This window comes from Bacillus sp. JAS24-2 (assembly GCF_008274905.1).
GTDB classification, from domain to species: Bacteria; Bacillota; Bacilli; order Bacillales; family Bacillaceae_G; genus Bacillus_A; species Bacillus_A cereus.
On sequence record NZ_CP031068.1, the window covers coordinates 3,704,126 to 3,721,917 of the forward strand.

Genomic DNA, 17,792 nt, shown 5'->3' on the forward strand with positions numbered 1-17,792 from the left:
GCACTTCACCTACTTTCGTTTGTCGAACCCGCATAATCAATAAGAACAAGTGTGATATTATCTTCTCCACCGCGATCATTTGCCAATTGAATGAGACACTGCCCTTTACCTTCAAGCTGTTCATTTAACTGTAAAATTTGTCGCATATCATCAATAGAAACTTTGTTTGATAACCCATCAGAGCAAAGAAGTAATTGATCATCTTCCTCAATCACCAACGTTTTAACATCTAACCCAACTTTTTCTTCTGTTCCTAATGCTCTTAATAACACATTCTTTTTCGGATGATACTCTGCGTCTTCCTTTGAAATTTCACCATGTTTCACAAGCTCATTTACAAGTGAATGATCTTCCGTTACTAGCGTCATTTCTCCTTCTGATACCATATAGCAACGACTATCTCCTATATGCCCTATTGTCACAAAGCTTGGTGTACAAACAGCTATTATAAGCGTTGTTCCCATACCATTACATTCTGCATTTTGCTGAGCGTATTCATATATACGCTCATTAATAATCCCAACACTAGTATGTAACCATTGTTCTACTTTTTTCGGCTCATTCATATTATGTGTTTGCTTCCAATAATCATGGAATAATTGAATGGCCATCGAGCTAGCTACATCACCAGCTCGATGACCTCCCATTCCATCTGCTACTACCGCTAATACATTTCCATCTAAATTGTGAAAAACTCCTGCACTATCTTCATTATGTTGACGAACTTTTCCTTTATCCGATAGAAATACGGCTTTCATCTCGTCACCTCGTCTCTTCTTTGCGCTCCTTCGCACGCAACTGACCGCAGGCTGCATCAATATCATGACCTTGTTCACGGCGAATCGTTACATTCACTCCACGATCTTTTAACGTTTTCTCGAACAAGAAAATTTGTTCACGTGGCGTACGTACATAATCACGTTCAGGTACGTAGTTTACCGGAATCAAGTTCACATGACATTTTACACCTTTTAAGAGCGCAGCAAGCTCTTCAGCATGCTCTACTTGGTCATTTTCTCCTCCAAATAATCCATATTCAAAAGTAATACGACGCCCTGTTCTATTTACATAGTATTTAATAGCTTCCATTAAATCTGGTAATTTATAAGCACGGTTAATCGGCATTAATTTTGAACGTAATTCTGAGTTTGGAGCATGCAATGAAATCGCAAAATTAATTTGTAGATCTTCTTCAGCAAACTTATAAATTTTCGGGATAATTCCACTCGTCGAAACAGTCATATGTCTCGCACCAATATGAAGTCCTTTTTCATGGTTAATGATGCGTAAGAATCCCATTAAATTATCATAGTTATCAAATGGTTCTCCAATCCCCATAACAACAAGAGAACTTACACGTTCTTCCGTTTCATCAAGCGCACGCTGAACTTCTACTACTTGCGCTACGATTTCTCCAGCTTCTAGGTTTCGCTTTAATCCACCAAGTGTCGAAGCACAGAACGTACACCCAATACGACAACCCACTTGCGTTGTTACACAAATGGAATTTCCATATTCGTGTCGCATTAATACCGTTTCAATAGAATATCCGTCATATAATTGGAATAAGAATTTAATTGTTCCATCCGAAGACGTTTGTTTTACTAACGTGTTTAAAGTAGTAATATCAAAGGAATTCGACAATTTATCACGCAATCCTTTAGAAAGGTTTGACATATCCTCATAATTTTTTACACGTTTTTTATATAACCAATCAAAAATTTGTCCAGCACGGAACTTCGGTTCTCCTTGTTCCTTTAACCAATCTTGCATTTCATGAAGTTGTAAAGAGTAAATTGATGGTTTCTTCGTTTCTAAATTTTTCTTTTGTTTTCTTACAGTCGTTTCCATGATGCTACACCTTCTTCCTTAAACAAGCAATATAAAAGCCATCCGTCGCAAAATAATGCGGTAAAATTTGTACTTGACCTTCATCAATATACGGAGTTAATTTTTCTGGCATACGCTCTTTAAGCGTAGTATCCCATTCAAATTCAGGATGTTCTTGTAAAAATTTCTCTATTACTTGTTCATTTTCTATTTTCTCAATTGTGCACGTACTATAAACAAGACGACCGCCTTGTTTTAATAATGGTGCTATTTTTTCTAGTATTGCAATTTGAATCGTCGATAATCTTTCACTATCGCCTTTATCTTTTCCTAACTTAATATCAGGCTTACGTCTAATTACACCAAATCCAGAACACGGTGCATCTACCAATATTTTATCAAACGTTTCATTTGCAAAGTGCTCTTGCACTTTTCTAGCATCTAGCGCTTTAGTTTCGACATTTTCTAGACCAAGTCGCTCTGCTTGCTGTTTAATTAAACGTACTTTGTGTGCATGTAAATCAAGGGACATGACCTTACCAGTTCCCTTTAATCGTTCCGCGATATGCGTTGTTTTTCCGCCTGGAGCAGCACAACTATCAAGAACTGCATCTCCCGTATTCGGTTCTAAAGCGCGTGCTACAAGCATAGAACTTTCATCTTGAATAGAAAGAAATCCTTTTTTAAACGCTTCTGTATGCGCTACATTTCCTCTTTCAATCTGAATTGCATCATCTGATAAGTCACCACTTTTTGCTTCTATACCTTCACTTGCCAACAACTCAATCGCTTCTTCTACCGTTACCTTATCAACATTCACACGCGCTGTTGGTACAGGGGGTAACATGTTTACTTCGCACATTTTTTCTGCAGTTTCTAAACCGTATTCTGAAGTCCACTCTTGGACAAGCCAAACTGGATGACTTGTTGTAATTGCAAGACGTTCTACTGGATCCTTGATTTCATCTACAGAAGGTACACCTTCTCTCTGAATCGAACGTAATACACCGTTCACCATACCAGCAATTCCTTTATGCCCGCGACGCTTTGCAATCTCAACCGCTTCATGAATAGCCGCTCTTTCTGGCACTCGGTCTAAATAAATCATTTGATATAAAGATAAGCGAAGCAATACTCTTACCCACGCCTCAACCTTCTTTTTTAAAAAAGGCTGTAAATAATAATCTAATGTGTCACGACGTTGAATCGTTCCATATACAATTTCAGTTAATAAACCAATATCTTTTCTATCAATTGTACTTTTTTCAATTAGATTATTTAAAAGTAAGTTGCTATATGCACCACTTTTTTCCACTTGAATTAAACCATCAAGAGCTAATTCACGAACATTTTGTCTCATGCATTTTCTCCTAACTTCGTTCCAATTTCAGGTTTTGTTCCACGTAAAAATTGTGAACAACTCATACGCTTTTTACCAGAAGGTTGCAATTCAGTAATTTTAACACCTGTTTCATTACTCGTTGCTACAACAAAACCATCTTCTTCGATTGCAACAATCGTACCTGCTTCAGCCGGTTCAGTTATAGGCACTTTTTCTCCCCACCATACTTTAACAACTTGTCCCGCTAAAGTTGTATAAGCAACTGGCCATGGATTCAATCCGCGAATGTGATTGTATACTTCTTCACCTGTTTTTGTCCAATCAATTTTCTCTTGCTCACGTTTTATATTGTACGCAAACGTTACTTCTTCTTCGTTTTGTTTAATCGGTTCTAACTTACCTTGGATTAATAAAGGTACTGTTTTAGATAGAAGGTGTGCTCCTGCTTCACTTAATTTATCAAATAATGAGCCTGTCGTTTCACGCTCTTCAATTTCAACTTCCACTTGCGTTAAGATATCACCAGCATCCAATTTTTCTACCATATACATAATTGTAATACCTGTTTTTTCTTTACCTTCCATAATTGCATAATGAATTGGTGCACCACCACGAAGTTCAGGAAGTAAAGAAGCGTGAACATTAATACATCCATACTTCGGTGCTTCTAAAATTTCATTTGGTACAATCTGCCCAAATGCAGCTGTTACAATTAAATCTGGCTCTAATGCCAATACTTTTTCATATTCATCTTTTTCACGAATTTTTAACGGCTGTAACACAGGGATACCATGTTTTTCCGCTTCAACTTTAACAGGTGTAGGTGTTAATACTTTTTTTCTACCTACTGGACGATCAGGTTGCGTCACAACACCTACTACCTCATAGCCATCTTCAATAAGACGACGAAGCACCGGCACTGAAAAGTCCGGTGTTCCCATAAACACTACTTTTATCATTTAAAAACCGCTCCTTTTAACACCTATTCTAGTTCGTTTTCTTCATAATATCTTGTCACTTTCGATGTAAATAAAACACCGTGTAAATGATCAATTTCATGTTGAATTGCACGCGCTAAAAATCCTTCCGCTTCTAATAAGAATACTTTCCCACGGCGATTTTGCGCTCTTACTTTAATATAATCGGCACGTTCTACTTCACCATAAAGTCCCGGGAAGCTTAAACAGCCTTCGGGACCTACTTGTTCACCACGTTTTTCTAATATTGATGGATTGATTAACTCGATTTTCCCAGTATCATCATCGACATCAACAACCGCTACTTGCAAGCTTACACCTACTTGAGGCGCAGCTAAACCGACTCCGTCCGCAATTAACATTGTTTCATGCATATCTTTCAACAATTTCACTAACTTTTTATCAAAGTTAATTACTCTTTCGCATGGTGTTTCTAACACTTCATTTGGATGCTTTATTATTTCTAAAACTGCCATATTTCCCTCCGCTACATTAACATTGTTGGATTAAAATCAATTGAGATTTGTAGCTCTTTTTGCATTTCTGCTTGATAATGTTCATTTACCATTTTGAGCACGTTCTTTAAGTTTGGTTCCCGTTTGTATTTTATCATGCATTGATAACGATATCTATCTTTTATCCTTGGAATCGCTGAAGCAACTGGTCCTAGCACCATTGTTTGCTGTGAGCAATGCGTTCGTAAATACGAGGCAATTTTTTCCGTCACTTGTACCGCTTTTAATAATTCAGGATGAGATACAGTTACGAGTACAACATAGTAATATGGGGGATATTGTCTTGTTCGTCTCATTTGCATTTCTTGGTCAAAAAACACATCATATTGTTGGTTCTTCGCTAACTCTATACTGTAATGTTCTGGCGTATACGTTTGAATCACAACTTCCCCTGGCAATTCATGTCTACCCGCTCGTCCACTTACTTGCGTCAATAGCTGATATGTCTTTTCACTCGCCCGAAAATCAGGTAAGTGAAGCATCGTATCTGCAGTTAACACCCCAACGAGCGTTACTTTCGGAAAATCTAATCCTTTAGCAATCATTTGTGTTCCGAGTAATATATCTGCTTTTTCTTCCCCGAACGCCTTTAATAATTTTTCATGCATTCCTTTTCGACTTGTCGTATCTACATCCATTCGAATGACTCGTGCCTCTGGAAATAGTTTTGTAATTTCTTCTTCTACCTTTTGTGTACCTGTACCAAAGAAACGAATGTATGTACTTTGACAAGCTGGACACTCAGTTGGCATATTCTCTTCGTAACTACAATAATGACATTTTAAACGATGATTCATTTTATGATATGTCAATGAAATATCACAATGCGGACATTGAACAACATACCCACAATCACGGCACATAACAAATGTAGAATGACCTCTTCTATTTAAAAAGAGTACCATTTGTTCTTTCTTTTCTAATCGATCTGCTATTTTTTCATGCAGCGCCTTAGAAAACATTGATCGATTCCCGTCACGAAGTTCTTCTCGCATGTCAACAATCTCTACCGTTGGTAAAGCTTGTTCATTCATACGTTTTTCCATTGTTAATAGTTCATAAACACCTTTTTTCGCCCTTGCAAACGATTCAAGTGTTGGTGTCGCACTACCAAGAACGATAGGACATTTATGATATTGTCCTCTCCAGACAGCTACATCTCTTGCATGATACCTCGGATTATCTTCTTGTTTGTAACTTGATTCATGCTCTTCATCAATAATAATAATCCCTAAATTCTCAAAAGGCGCAAAAACAGCTGAACGCGCACCAACTACAACTTTCACTTCTTTTCTTAAAATCTTACGCCACTCGTCATACTTTTCTCCAACAGACAACGCACTATGAAGAACTGCAACTTGTGAGCCAAACCTACCTTTAAAACGATCCACCATTTGGGGCGTTAGTGCAATTTCAGGAACAAGAACGATAGCTTCTTTTCCTTTCTTGAGCACTGCTGCTATAGATTGTAAATATACTTCTGTCTTTCCACTTCCTGTAACACCATATAGTAAAAATGGATTATAAGTTTCATTTGTAATTGATGATAAAATCGGTGTAATAACTTGTTTTTGTTCCTCCGTAAGTGGAAATGGTTTTGTTTGTTCAAAATCATCATCGTCATACGGATTTCGGTATACTTCCACATACTTTTCTGAAATGAATCCCTTTTTAACAAGTGCTTTTATTGGAGCATCTGTTATTTGTAACTCTTCTGTAATTACTTTCAACGGTGCACTTTTATAATTTTCCACAAAATAATAAAGTACATCTTGTTGTTTTTTACTTTTCAGTTCAAATGCCGCTAATTCCAATTTATCTTCTGGCAACTCCGGCTGAACCACTCTTTGCTTCTTCTTTTGTACTTTATCTTTCACTTGATAAACGACTTCAACCGTACCATTTTTAATTTCTTGTTGAATAGTTCGGTATAAATGTGGCTGTTGCTCGATTACTTCAAAATCAATTGCTTCTTTATCCTGAAATAAATATAGTATTTCAGGTGCTATTTCTTCCTGTTTACAAAGTTGTAGACGTTTTTTATACGTTGCTTTTATCGCAGTTGGAAGCATCACTTGAAAAGCTGAAATCATGTAGCATAACGTTTCACTTGTAAGCCAATATCCAAGCTTTAATAATTCATCATTTAAAACCGGTGTTACATCTAATATTTCATGGATTGTCTTTAACTTCTTACTTTCTACATCCACCGAATCTTTAATCCCAATAATAAAACCTTGCAATTTTCTTGGGCCAAACGGAACTACTACACGCATTCCTGTCTGTACAATATCTTCCCATTTTTTAGGGATAATGTAATCAAATGGTCGATCTGTCTGACGGGCAGGTACATCAACAATTACACTTGCAAATTTCATAAACGATCATCTTCTAACATCATTTCAATTTGCTTCAATATTTCACGAGCTACCTCTTTTTTCATTAAAATTGGCAACTCAATAACTTTTCCATCTTTTCTATACATTGTTACAATATTCGTATCCGTGCCAAATCCAGCTCCTTGCGCTTTTACATCATTCGCGACAATCATATCTGCATTTTTCTCACGTAGTTTTTTCGTTGCATATTCCTCTACATTTGTCGTTTCAGCAGCAAAACCGATAAGTAACTGTTTATCCTTTTTCTGACCTAACGTTTTTAAAATATCCACCGTTCTTTCAAGTTCAATGACAGCATCACCATTTTGCTTTTTCATTTTATTCTCATGAACATATTTCGGACGATAATCTGCAACTGCTGCTGTTTTAATGACAACGTCTACGTTTTGATAATGTTGAAGAACCGCTTCTAACATATCTTGTGCAGATTCCACTTGCACTGTCGTTACATGTAACGGTGGATTTAATGCTGTCGGTCCTGAAACGAGTATAACATCAGCGCCTAAATTCGCTGCCACTTCCGCAATCGCATACCCCATTTTTCCAGAAGAAAAATTTGTCATAAAACGAACTGGATCAACCTTTTCACGTGTTGGGCCAGCAGTTATTAATATTCTTTTTCCCTGCAATGGTTTGTGTTCTGAGAAAGCTTCCTCTAACCGTGCAATAATTGCTTCAGGTTCTTCTAGTCGTCCCTTCGCCACATATCCACATGCTAAAAAGCCTTCCCCAGGCTCAATAAATGTATATCCTAGCGTTTTCAATGTCATCATATTTTTTTGAACTATTTTATTTTCATACATATGCACATTCATAGCAGGCGCAATCCATACCGGAGCTGTAGTAGCTAACAAAGTAGTTGTAATCATATCATCTGCAATACCACCAGCTAACTTTCCAATACAATTGGCAGTAGCAGGTGCGACAAGTACAACATCCGCCCAATCTGCTAAATCAATATGAGCAATAACAGCTGAGTCTTTCTCATCAAATGTATCCGTATATACATCATGGCGAGAAAGCGCTTGGAATGTAAGAGGCGTAACAAACTTCATTGCCGACTCACTCATCATTACTTTTACAATCGCGCCAGATTGTGTCAATTTACTCGTTAACGCAGCTGCTTTAAAAACCGCAATGCCTCCTGTTACACATAGAAGTATCTTTTTCCCTTTTAGCATATGACTCGTCCTCTTTCTTTTTCAAACTTATAATACTGAAATAGAATTCTCAGCTCGTCAGTACCAATATTTCATTCCTTTCGTAAAAAAATAACAACCTACTTGTAAATAGGTTGTTACCGTTACATAGAAAATTATAAAGTCTATGTTTTATTTTGTCGAAGGCAAAGGCTTATTCAGCTACTTTATCTTCACTTGGTACGTAGCTTAATGCTTCTGCATCGATTTCTTCTAATGCTTTACCTACACATTTATGAGAAACAGGTTTTTCTACAACACAGTTATTAGCAAGTTGCATTTCACGCGCGCGTTTTGCAGCTACTGTTACTAATGTGTACTTAGAATCGATTTTTTGTAGTAATGAGTCAATTGATGGATTTAACATAATTATAGACCCTCCGTCATTTCTTTATAATATTTTGCTACCCTTTCGCGGCGGCAATGTTCGCCAACCACAATTGCTTTAATTCTATCACAAGCTAATTCAACTTGATCGTTTTCTACTACATAGTCGTAAGCGTCCATCATCTCGATTTCTTCTTTCGCTACAGTTAAACGATTTTCAATAACATCTTCAGTCTCTGTACCACGTCCGACAATACGGCTCTTTAGTTCAGATAAACTTGGAGGTGCTAAGAAAATAAATACACCTTCTGGGAAAGCTTTCTTAACTTGAATTGCTCCTTGCACTTCAATTTCTAAGAATACATCTTTTCCTTCTTGTAATGTTTTTTCAACATAGTCAATCGGTGTTCCGTAATAATTACCTACGAACTCAGCCCACTCAAGTAATTTTTCATTACGAATCATTTCCTCAAATTCTTCTCTTTCTTTAAAGAAATAATCCACACCATCTACTTCACCTTCACGCGGCTTACGTGTCGTTACTGAAATAGAGTACTGAAAACGTGTATCCTCATGGCTAAACAGCTCTTTACGAACCGTCCCTTTTCCAACCCCAGAAGGCCCTGAAAGAACGATGAGCAATCCTCTTCTACTTCTCATAAATATGTAAAACCTACCCTTCCTCACTTAAATCTTCTTTATTATTCAAACGATGTGCAATCGTCTCTGGTTGAATTGGACTTAATACAACATGCCCATCATCCATAACAATAACCGCCCTTGTTTTTCTCCCATACGTAGCATCAAGCAAAGCATTATGTTCGCGTGCTTCCTGTACTGTTCGTTTAATAGGAGCTGACTCCGGACTTACAATAGCAATAATTCGATGAGCAGATACAATATTTCCGTATCCAATATTTAAAAACCGCATGGCCATAGTTTGCGCCTCCTAGTAAGTCTATCCGATTTCTCCACCACGTATAACTTTATATATTTTTTGAAAGCTACTCAATATTTTGTACTTGTTCACGAATTTTTTCAAGGTTATTTTTCATTTCTACAACATATTTTGAAATTGTTAAGTCATTTGCCTTAGAACCAATCGTATTAATTTCTCTATGCATCTCTTGCACGATGAAATCCATTTTCCTTCCAACAGGCTCTTCAATCTGCAATGTTTCACGAAATTGCTCTAAATGACTTTGCAAACGAACTAACTCTTCATGAATATCACAACGCTCTGCAAAGATTGCGACTTCTGTTAGCAATCTTTGTTCATCTAGATCTTGATTATGTAATTCTTTTAAGCGATTTTCTAATCGTTCACGATATTTTTGTGTAACAATTGGTGCATGTGGAATAATTGCATTTACACAATTGCTAATCTCTTGTAAACGATACGCTATATCTTTATGTAATCGTTCTCCTTCGCCATCTCTCATCGTTTTCAACATATGAGCAGCTTGACGAACAGCCTCATATAAACTGTTCTCAAAATGTTCATTTACATTTTCTATTTCTTCAATTGCTGTTACTTCTGGCATTGCCATTAATTGCTGAAGTGTAATAGAATCTTGTAATTGAAATTTCCCTTTTATATCTTCCATCATCGATTGGTACTGCTCAAGAAGTGACCAATTCACACTTAATTTTCTTTCAACAAGTCCTTCACCCACTATACTAATAGACACTTCAATGCGTCCACGTCGAACTTGCTGTGCAATTATTTTACGAATTTTGTCCTCAAATACCATCATTTGCTTAGGAAGTCGAATACTCATCTCTAAAAAACGGTGGTTCACCGATTTCATTTCTACTGTAATTTGAAAAGTATCACTTTCTACTTTCGATCTTCCAAACCCTGTCATACTAGAAATCATTTTTATCACATCCAAGCCATAAAATAACTCAATGAAAAAGGTAATAGAGACAAGGCTCTACTACCTTCTGTAAATTATATCACATTTTCATAACATTGACTATTTCAAGTTTAATCCCTTCTTATATAATATCGGCTTTTTCTTCTTAGTCTTTTTCCCTGTTAATAAAGAACCTACTAGTAAGAAAGTCGGAATTGATGACAAACCTCCAATTAATAACCAATCTCTTGCTTGTATCGGCATTGTGCTAAAGATTGGTTGTAACGGTGGATAATATATAACCACTAGCATGAGTAGTAACGAAATAATAACCGCCCCTACTAAATACACGTTCCCAAATGGATTACGGTGAAAGACAGAATGCTCACTACGACAATCAAATACATGAATAAGCTGAGCAAGTACCAACGTCGCGAACGCTACAGTTTGTGCATATTTCAGTTCATTTGGATGTTGGTTATACGCAATAATAAACGCCACTAACGTCACTGCTCCAATTAAAAACCCTCGACTTATTATTTTCCACGCAAGCCCTCTAGCGAATACCCCTTCTTTCGGGTGACGCGGTGTTCTCTTCATCACATCTCCTTCAGCCTTATCCAAACCTAATGCCATCGCTGGTAAACCATCAGTAACTAAGTTCACCCATAAAATTTGAATAGGAACCATCGGCAGTGGTAATGCAAGTAACATCGCAAATAACATAACTAAAATTTCTCCAACATTTGACGCCAATAAGTAGCGAATGAACTTACGTATGTTCTCATATATATTTCTTCCTTCTTTAATTGCCGATTTAATTGTAGCAAAATTATCGTCTAGTAAAACAAGTGAAGAGGCTTCTTTCGCAACATCTGTCCCTGTAATTCCCATCGCTATCCCAATATCCGCTGTTTTTATCGCTGGAGCATCGTTCACTCCATCACCTGTCATCGCTACTATATGTCCTTGATTTTGCAGTGCCTTAACAATTTTCAATTTATGCTCAGGTGATACACGAGCGAATACATACGTATCTTCTACAACATTTTCTAATTCCTCCACATCCATATTCGCGAGTTCTACTCCTTCAACAACGCGTCCATCTGGTGGTAAAACTCCTAATTGTTCAGCAATCGCCATTGCTGTCACTTTATGATCACCTGTAATCATTACTGTTCGAATACCAGCTTCTTTACACTCTTTTACCGCCTGCGCCACTTCTGGCCTTGGTGGGTCAATCATACCTTGTATTCCAACCAACATAAAATCTTTTTCAACGTCTCTTTCATGTTCAATAGAATCCGTGACTTTTAAAGGTTTAAACGCAACTGCAATTGTTCGAAGCGCTTGACTACCTAAGCTATGAATAGCCGCCTGTACTTCTTTTCTATATAGCTCACTTAACGGCTGCTGCTTATCCCCCCATAAGATTGTTTGACTCAGTTGCAAAAGAACATCCGGTGCTCCTTTCGTAACAATAAACTTTTTCCCCTCTCGATCTCGTACAATAACACTCATCATTTTTCGAGTTGAATCAAAGGGGAATTCACGAATAATTTCAAATTTCCCTTTCAATGCCTCACGTGTTATCCCAGCTTTCATTGCTGCAGCTACAAGCGCTCCCTCTGTTGGATCTCCATCTAATACGTACGCCTTTTTCTTTTGAATAATATTTGCATTGTTACATAGTGAACCAAATGTAAGTAGCTGATAAAGTGATTTTGTCTTAGCTGGATTCACTTCTTTTTCACCTTTCATAAAAGAGCCATTAGGTTCATATCCTTGCCCTGTCACTTTCCACAATTCTCCGCCTGACCACATATGTGTTACCATCATTTTGTTTTGCGTCATTGTTCCCGTTTTATCAGAGCATATAACAGAAGCGCAGCCTAACGTTTCTACGGCCGGTAACTTCCTTACAATTGCTCTCTTTTTTATCATACGCTGTACACCAAGTGATAAAGCTACTGTAACAATTGCTGGCAATCCTTCTGGAATAGCCGCAACAGCTAGCGATACGCCAGCTAAAAACATATGATATACTTCATTCCCTTGATACACACCAGCCAATACAACGAGCGCTGTCAAAATAAGAGCTACAATAATTAATATTTTTCCGAGCTGTTCTAACCTTCTTTGCAGTGGCGTTTCCATTTGCTCTGCATTTTGCAACATATTTGCAATTTGCCCCATCGCTGTATTCATACCAGTTGCTACAACAACTCCTGTACCAGATCCTCGCGTAATCATTGTCCCCATAAAAGCCATATTTTTTTGATCCCCAATTGCAACATCTTGCCCTTGCAATGCTTCTACCTTCTTTTGTACAGGTACGGACTCCCCTGTCAAAGCAGACTCTTCAATATATAAACTTGATGCCTCAACAAGACGCACATCAGCCCCAATACGATCACCACTGGAAAACTTAATAATATCCCCTAAAACAAGTGCTTTAGATGGTGCTTTTACCCACTTTCCATTCCGCATTACAGTAACTTGCGGAGCGGCTAGTTCCTTTAAAGCTTCCAATGATTTTTCAGCTTTTCTTTCTTGAAAAAAGCCGAGAATACCATTGATAATAACAATGGCAACAATAGCAATAGAATCAATGTATTCACCTAAAAACGCAGAAACAATTGTTGCTCCAAACAAAACGAGTACCATGAAATCTTTAAACTGTGCTAAAAATACCATTAGTGCAGAAGGCCTTTTTGCTTCTTCTAATTCATTAGTACCAAATTTCTTTACTCGCCCTTCTGCTTCTTTCTCTGTAAGTCCAACCTTTACATTCGTATTCGTTCTTTCTTCCACTTCATGTGCTCGCATTCCATACCAGTTCATCCTGCTATCGACCTCCTGATTCCAGACATACTCTATTGAAAGCTTATTCAGCCTCGTCCAAAAAAATGCTATAATTAACATTTAGTTAGAAAGGAGTGTTCATTTATGGCATTCGATGGATTATTTACAAGAGCAATTACACATGAAATTGAAAATTCTCTTTACACAGGAAGAATTTCCAAAATATATCAACCTTCAAAATACGAGATTTTATTACATATTCGAGCGAATGGAAAGAACCAAAAACTAATTCTTTCATCTCATCCTACATATGCGCGTATGCACTTAACGAATCAAAACTACGATTCGCCAGCAATACCGCCGATGTTCTGTATGCTTCTTCGCAAACATTTAGAAGGTGGATTTATTGAAAAAATTGAACAAATCGACTTAGAACGCATTATTCAAATTACAGTTCGCAGTCGTAATGAAATCGGAGACGAATCATTAAAAACATTAGTAATTGAAATAATGGGACGACATAGTAACATTATCTTATTAGATACGAAAACAAACGTGATTTTAGATAGCTTAAAACACGTTTCATTAGCCGTAAACCGTCACCGAACTGTATATGCTGGTGCTGAGTACGTCGCGCCACCAGCCCAACATAAAATCAATCCTCTGCAAATTGAAACCGCAGATGATTTTATTAGACCGCTAGACTTTCTATCTGGAAATATGGATAAACAACTCGTCGGTGCTTTCATGGGAATATCCCCATTATTTGCAAAAGAAGTAGTAAAGAAAGCCGGTATGGCAAACGAGAAAGCATTATCAGAAGCATTTTTCTCTATACAAACACCATTACTATCTCATGCATATACACCTACAATGATTACTGCAAATGGAAAAGAATTCTTTTATCTTTTCCCTCTTACACACTTGCAAGGAGAAGAAAAAACATTCTCATCAGTGAGCGAATTGTTAGATCGTTTCTTCTTTGGCAAAGCAGAACGTGATCGTGTAAAACAACAAGCTCATGATTTAGAACGCTTTATGCAAAACGAAAAAAACAAAAACGAGAAAAAACTCATTAAACTCGAAAAAACACTGCAAGATGCTGGAAAAGCAGATAAATATCAACTATTTGGAGAGCTACTTACAGCCAATATGTACGCTTTAAAAAAGGGCGATAAAGATATTGAGGTCGTTAATTATTACGATGAGAATGGTGGAACTGTAAAAATTACATTAGATCCTTTAAAAACACCATCTGAAAATGCACAACGCTATTTCCAAAAGTATCAAAAAGCAAAAAATTCAGTTGTTGTTGTAGAAGAACAAATCGAAAAAACAAATGAAGAAATTCTTTATTTTGATAGCTTACTTCAACAAATGGAAGCTGCTTCTTCAAAAGATATTGAAGAAATTCGTGAGGAATTAGCTGAAGAAGGTTATGTGCGCAATCGCAAAACGAAAAACGCAAAGAAAAAGCCTACTAAACCAGTATTAGATAAATATGTAGCAAGTGATGGCACAGAGATTTTCGTTGGTAAAAACAATAAACAAAATGATTATTTAACAACGAAGTTTGCCCGCCGTGATGAAATTTGGTTACATACGAAAGACATACCTGGCTCTCACGTTGTCATTCGTTCTTTAGAGCCTGCTGAAGAAACTTTACTAGAAGCTGCCAAAATTGCTGCCTATTACAGTAAAGCGAAAGAGTCTAGCTCTGTACCTGTTGATTTCACCAAAATACGCCATGTCAAAAAACCGAGTGGTGCAAAACTTGGTTTTGTTACGTACGACAATCAGCAAACCGTATATGTAACACCAGATGCTGATATTGTAATGAAATTAAAAGCGTAAATAAAAAATGCGTTGCTTATAAGCAACGCATTTTTTTATATTCGTTCACACTAATTCATATACCCATTTACTAATTCATAACACCTTGCTTTTGTCATCTTATATTTCTCTTCTGAGGCTTCGATACGCCTCATCGTTCCGTTATTTGTATCAGTACCAATTGCTTTAACTTTACTTTCTTTTTCTTTAACCCACGCAATTTGTTTCGTTTTTAACGACTGGAACGCATCAGCTGACATCGTACTTTTTAATGTACTGTAAATTTCATTTAGTTTATTATCCCACAGTTCATAATTTCCTTCTATTTCATTTACTATATCATTGGTTGACATAGCATTCGTATGTTTTTCTTGTTTATCTATAGCAGCTAATTCGCTTAAAACATTTGCTCTATCTATCTTTGAAGAAGATTCTTTTTGCGATTGTTTCTCGTCTTTTGAGCCTGTATACGCACTGGAATCCTTTCTCTGTACTTGTTCTGTTTCTTGAATATTTCTTTCTTTCGTTACTTTTTCATACCTATTTTCATCTACATTGTATGAAATAAGAGATGTTTTCGCATTTACAGTAATTAATCCGTTACTATCTTTGAATATATATTTCTTATCGCCACTATTTTCTTCACTTACAAATGACACATTCTTATCGTCTGGCATTTGTAAAATTCTATTTGCTTCTTCTTTTGTAAGTTTTAAATCTTCAGGAAAAACGAATGACCATTTATCCATTAACCATTCCCCTTCTTTATACACCAAATGAAATTCCCATTCTTGGGCCGCATGACCTATTTCATCTTCTAAACTTAATGTATGTACCGTTAAATTTTCTTTATCTTGTGAAGAAGAAAATCTTATTTCAGATTGAAAATAATTTGGGAATGGTAACATATCAGTCTCTCTCGATCTATTAAAGTTATTAAGCAATTCAGGAAGCTGATTCTCTACAAACTTTTTTGACACTAATCCCTTAACTCCTTTTTTAACTGTCTCTAAATCCCCAGGATTATTTCGGCTCCATCCATTTTCTTTTTCCATCTCACTAAACGCGTTTGCTATTCCATCTACACTCTTTCTTACAATCTTTTTTGCTTCTTTTTCTGTCACTTCTGGCGCTTCATCAAGCTGGTCAATCATTTTATTCACTTGAACTTTGTTTTCACTTGTTTCACACCCCGTTATAACAAGCATACTAGCGGCCAAACAAAATGACATTACTTTACTTAATTTCTTCATACATTCACATTCCTTAACCCAATTTTTTCGTTACATCTCTTTACCTACAAAAAAACGTAACAATCCCTTATTATACCAATTTTTTAATTTATTTATACAAAAAATATAATATTTAAATTAAAAAGATTTTGTTTGCAAGTTTACATTATTGTTCATTCACATAAAAACTTACTGTAAAAATTTTATATATATTTATTTTACATCCGTCTAGTTTTTTTGACACACAGCTACCCTCTTCTCTTTTATTCTAAATAAATATATTGGCACAATTCTTGCTTTATTAATGTAAAAAGGAGGAATTAAAATGAATATAAGAATAACTAACATCCAAAAACAACTACATAATTACGGAATCGACGGGTTACTTATTACAAAGAAAGAAAACCGTCAATACGCAACAGGCTTTACAGGTAGTGCTGGCGTCGTCTTAATCTCTGCCGATCAAGCTGTTTTTATCACTGATTTCCGCTATGTAGATCAAGCGAAATCACAAATAAAAGATGCTGAAATTATTATGCATAAAGGAAATTTAGAAAAAGAAATTGCACATCAAGTATCGAAATTAAACATTCAAAAACTTGGAATTGAAGAAAACAACATGACATTGCAACAATATAAAAACTTGCAAAAATACGTACAGGCGGAAATGATTCAAGTGTGCGAAATTATCGAAAATATTCGTATCATTAAAGACACGCCTGAAATAGAAACAATGAAAATTGCAGCTAATATCGCGGACGAAGCATTTCACCACATTCTTACGTTTCTAAAACCAGGAATAAGTGAAAATGCTGTACGAGATGAATTAGAATTTTTCATGCGAAAAAAAGGGGCTACATCTTCTTCATTCCAAATCATTGTAGCCTCAGGCGTTCGTTCTTCACTTCCCCATGGAGTTGCATCAAATAAAATAATCGAACGAGGGGATATCGTTACATTAGACTTCGGTGCACTTTACGACGGATATTGTTCCGATATAACACGTACTGTAGCAATAGGGGAACCATCGGAAGAATTCAAAAAAATATACAATGTTGTACGAGAAGCGTTAAAACGTGGGACTGAAGCGATTAAGCCTGGAGAAACTGCGAAAAGTATCGATGATATAACGAGGGATTACATTACAGAACATGGATACGGTCAATACTTTGGCCACTCTACTGGGCACGGTCTTGGGTTAGAAATACATGAACCTCTTCGCTTATCTCAAGAAAGTACGGCTACTTTAGAAGAAGGTATGGTTGTTACAGTTGAACCTGGTATTTACATTCCGAACTGGGGCGGTTGTAGAATTGAAGATGATATCGTCATTACAAAAGATGGATATGAAGTTATTACAAAATCAAATCGAGAACTAATTGTTATTCCTTGTTGAAATCACGACCTTTTTTAAAGGAGTTTTTCGTTGCACATAGAATTCTTTCTCTGGAGTCATCGTTTAAGAGGGGGAATT

General features: G+C 36.5%; 15 protein-coding genes. 2 read left to right on the forward strand and 13 right to left on the reverse strand.

Translation table 11 applies throughout. The features are described 5' to 3' along the window. Positions 1-5: 5 nt before the first annotated feature. From DN407_RS19060 to DN407_RS19115, 12 genes are all read right to left on the reverse strand, one after another. Positions 6-758, reverse strand: coding sequence for a Stp1/IreP family PP2C-type Ser/Thr phosphatase (locus tag DN407_RS19060; RefSeq protein ID WP_000648703.1), 753 nt, complete (start codon positions 756-758; stop codon positions 6-8). A gap of 4 nt (positions 759-762) precedes the next feature. Further along, complete coding sequence (gene rlmN, locus DN407_RS19065; protein WP_000450541.1) at positions 763-1,851, reverse strand: dual-specificity RNA methyltransferase RlmN; 1,089 nt, start codon at positions 1,849-1,851, stop codon at positions 763-765. 4 nt (positions 1,852-1,855) lie between these two features. Beyond that, positions 1,856-3,190 carry a 16S rRNA (cytosine(967)-C(5))-methyltransferase RsmB gene (gene rsmB, locus DN407_RS19070; protein ID WP_098993686.1) on the reverse strand — a complete coding sequence of 445 codons (1,335 nt, stop codon included), beginning with the start codon at positions 3,188-3,190 and terminating at the stop codon, positions 1,856-1,858. After that, complete coding sequence (gene fmt, locus DN407_RS19075; protein ID WP_000598804.1) at positions 3,187-4,131, reverse strand: methionyl-tRNA formyltransferase; 945 nt, start codon at positions 4,129-4,131, stop codon at positions 3,187-3,189. Before fmt ends, rsmB begins: the two co-directional genes overlap by 4 nt. A 23-nt stretch (positions 4,132-4,154) precedes the next feature. Then, positions 4,155-4,625, reverse strand: coding sequence for a peptide deformylase (gene def / locus DN407_RS19080; RefSeq protein ID WP_000279455.1), 471 nt, complete (start codon positions 4,623-4,625; stop codon positions 4,155-4,157). Between the two features lie 11 nt (positions 4,626-4,636). Beyond that, positions 4,637-7,042, reverse strand: a complete 2,406-nt coding sequence (priA, locus tag DN407_RS19085) for a primosomal protein N' (RefSeq protein ID WP_000666715.1) — start codon at positions 7,040-7,042, stop codon at positions 4,637-4,639. Continuing rightward, on the reverse strand, positions 7,039-8,244 hold the full coding sequence (coaBC, locus tag DN407_RS19090; protein ID WP_000911749.1) for a bifunctional phosphopantothenoylcysteine decarboxylase/phosphopantothenate--cysteine ligase CoaBC: 1,206 nt from the start codon (positions 8,242-8,244) through the stop codon (positions 7,039-7,041). The genes priA and coaBC overlap by 4 nt, the downstream gene beginning before the upstream one ends. A 172-nt stretch (positions 8,245-8,416) precedes the next feature. Next, positions 8,417-8,629 carry a DNA-directed RNA polymerase subunit omega gene (gene rpoZ / locus DN407_RS19095; protein WP_000933960.1) on the reverse strand — a complete coding sequence of 71 codons (213 nt, stop codon included), beginning with the start codon at positions 8,627-8,629 and terminating at the stop codon, positions 8,417-8,419. A 2-nt stretch (positions 8,630-8,631) separates the two neighbouring features. Next, the gene (gene gmk / locus DN407_RS19100) at positions 8,632-9,249 is read right to left on the reverse strand and encodes a guanylate kinase (protein WP_001257741.1); all 618 of its coding nucleotides are present in this window, start codon (positions 9,247-9,249) and stop codon (positions 8,632-8,634) included. A 13-nt stretch (positions 9,250-9,262) separates the two neighbouring features. Then, a complete protein-coding gene (remA, locus tag DN407_RS19105) occupies positions 9,263-9,526 on the reverse strand; it encodes an extracellular matrix/biofilm regulator RemA (RefSeq protein ID WP_001251456.1) in 264 nt (87 codons plus the stop codon). 67 nt (positions 9,527-9,593) lie between these two features. Continuing rightward, a complete protein-coding gene (locus tag DN407_RS19110; RefSeq protein ID WP_000625872.1) occupies positions 9,594-10,469 on the reverse strand; it encodes a YicC/YloC family endoribonuclease in 876 nt (291 codons plus the stop codon). A gap of 99 nt (positions 10,470-10,568) precedes the next feature. Next, a complete protein-coding gene (locus DN407_RS19115; RefSeq protein WP_001104777.1) occupies positions 10,569-13,292 on the reverse strand; it encodes a calcium-translocating P-type ATPase, SERCA-type in 2,724 nt (907 codons plus the stop codon). A gap of 105 nt (positions 13,293-13,397) precedes the next feature. On the opposite strand from DN407_RS19115, the gene DN407_RS19120 reads away from it, so the two are divergent. Continuing rightward, positions 13,398-15,107, forward strand: coding sequence for an Rqc2 family fibronectin-binding protein (locus tag DN407_RS19120; protein ID WP_000863279.1), 1,710 nt, complete (start codon positions 13,398-13,400; stop codon positions 15,105-15,107). Positions 15,108-15,157: 50 nt separating this feature from the next. On the opposite strand, the gene DN407_RS19125 is transcribed toward DN407_RS19120, so the two are convergent. Further along, on the reverse strand, positions 15,158-16,339 hold the full coding sequence (locus DN407_RS19125) for a lysozyme inhibitor LprI family protein (protein ID WP_000736527.1): 1,182 nt from the start codon (positions 16,337-16,339) through the stop codon (positions 15,158-15,160). A gap of 304 nt (positions 16,340-16,643) precedes the next feature. Between DN407_RS19125 and DN407_RS19130 the strand changes: the two genes are divergently transcribed. After that, complete coding sequence (locus tag DN407_RS19130; protein WP_001026209.1) at positions 16,644-17,714, forward strand: M24 family metallopeptidase; 1,071 nt, start codon at positions 16,644-16,646, stop codon at positions 17,712-17,714. Positions 17,715-17,792 lie beyond the last annotated feature (78 nt).

Excerpts from the sequence above, each read along its gene's own strand:
- DN407_RS19060 (WP_000648703.1), bottom strand. The coding sequence starts at position 758 with ATGAAAGCCGTATTTCTATCGGATAAAGGAAAAGTTCGTCAACATAAT.
- rlmN (WP_000450541.1), bottom strand. The coding sequence starts at position 1,851 with ATGGAAACGACTGTAAGAAAACAAAAGAAAAATTTAGAAACGAAGAAA.
- rsmB (WP_098993686.1), bottom strand. The coding sequence starts at position 3,190 with ATGAGACAAAATGTTCGTGAATTAGCTCTTGATGGTTTAATTCAAGTG.
- fmt (WP_000598804.1), bottom strand. The coding sequence starts at position 4,131 with ATGATAAAAGTAGTGTTTATGGGAACACCGGACTTTTCAGTGCCGGTG.
- def (WP_000279455.1), bottom strand. The coding sequence starts at position 4,625 with ATGGCAGTTTTAGAAATAATAAAGCATCCAAATGAAGTGTTAGAAACA.
- priA (WP_000666715.1), bottom strand. The coding sequence starts at position 7,042 with ATGAAATTTGCAAGTGTAATTGTTGATGTACCTGCCCGTCAGACAGAT.
- coaBC (WP_000911749.1), bottom strand. The coding sequence starts at position 8,244 with ATGCTAAAAGGGAAAAAGATACTTCTATGTGTAACAGGAGGCATTGCG.
- rpoZ (WP_000933960.1), bottom strand. The coding sequence starts at position 8,629 with ATGTTAAATCCATCAATTGACTCATTACTACAAAAAATCGATTCTAAG.
- gmk (WP_001257741.1), bottom strand. The coding sequence starts at position 9,249 with ATGAGAAGTAGAAGAGGATTGCTCATCGTTCTTTCAGGGCCTTCTGGG.
- remA (WP_001251456.1), bottom strand. The coding sequence starts at position 9,526 with ATGGCCATGCGGTTTTTAAATATTGGATACGGAAATATTGTATCTGCT.
- DN407_RS19110 (WP_000625872.1), bottom strand. The coding sequence starts at position 10,469 with ATGATTTCTAGTATGACAGGGTTTGGAAGATCGAAAGTAGAAAGTGAT.
- DN407_RS19115 (WP_001104777.1), bottom strand. The coding sequence starts at position 13,292 with ATGAACTGGTATGGAATGCGAGCACATGAAGTGGAAGAAAGAACGAAT.
- DN407_RS19120 (WP_000863279.1), top strand. The coding sequence starts at position 13,398 with ATGGCATTCGATGGATTATTTACAAGAGCAATTACACATGAAATTGAA.
- DN407_RS19125 (WP_000736527.1), bottom strand. The coding sequence starts at position 16,339 with ATGAAGAAATTAAGTAAAGTAATGTCATTTTGTTTGGCCGCTAGTATG.
- DN407_RS19130 (WP_001026209.1), top strand. The coding sequence starts at position 16,644 with ATGAATATAAGAATAACTAACATCCAAAAACAACTACATAATTACGGA.